The organism is Massilia sp. CT11-108, from assembly GCF_047302915.1.
Taxonomy (GTDB): domain Bacteria; phylum Pseudomonadota; class Gammaproteobacteria; order Burkholderiales; family Burkholderiaceae_D; genus Telluria; species Telluria orientalis.
The window spans coordinates 1-934 of record NZ_JBKYMO010001016.1; the positions used below are offsets into that span (position 1 = coordinate 1).

A 934-nucleotide genomic window follows, 5' to 3' on the forward strand; every position below is an offset into this window, starting at 1 on the left:
CGGCGGCCTGGCGCGCGCTTTCCGCCGCGCCGATCCCGCCGACGGCCGGCGACAGCACCCGCGGCGTCAACAGGAACATGCGCTGGTAGTGCTGCCCTTCGTGCTTGCGATAGCGGAACAGGTCCCCGATCACGGGCAGCTTCGAGAGGCCCGGCACCGCCGTTTCGGTGTTGTCGTCCTGCGTGACGGAGTAGCCCGCGATCAGCAGGCTCTCGCCTTCGTTGATCAGGGCCTGCGTATCGATGGTGCTGTTGCTCACCACCGGCAACTGCCCCACCTGCTGGGTCGTGAGCTTGCCGTCCTCGATGTGCACGTCCATGCGGATCTGCTGGGCACCGCCGGGTGCCGTGATAATCGACGGCAGCACGCGCAGCGACACGCCGGCGGACACGCTGTACAGGTCGGCGGACTGGTAACCGGCCACCTGCACGTAGAACGTCTTCTTGCTGTCCATCAGCGCTTCCACGTTGTCGAGCGTCTCGACCCGTGGGCTGGCGGTCACGCGCGCCTGGTCCTTCTGCTGCAGCGCGCTGATGCGGTTGAGCAGGTACTTGCCGGCGTTGCCGATCACGGTCGTCAGCACGGCGCCCTGGGGCGTGGCGGGCAAGGCGCCGGATACCGGAAAGACGCCGAAACCGCCCGGATTGAGCGAGTCCGGATTGCCCGCCTGCTGCGCCTGGCCGCTGCCGGTCTGGAGGTCGAGGTGGCCCGTGTGCAGGCGCCAGTCGATGCCCAGTTCGTTCAGCGCGTTGTCGGTGACTTCGATGATGGTCGCATCGATCTCGAGCACGCCGGGGCGCATGTCGAGCGACTCGATCAGGCTGGCGTAGGCGGGCATGTTCTCGGCACGGTCGCGCACGAGGATGGCGTTGCCGCGCGGGTCCGCTTCGATCGACGGTCCGGCCGCCTGCGCCGGCGCGCGCGCAGGCCGAGG

1 protein-coding gene is annotated in these 934 nt (G+C 68.7%); it reads right to left on the reverse strand.

What is annotated here, in order from left to right:
• The coding region (gene sctC / locus ACEN88_RS32815) for a type III secretion system outer membrane ring subunit SctC (RefSeq protein WP_413346459.1) at positions 1–934 on the reverse strand (934 nt) is incomplete at both ends.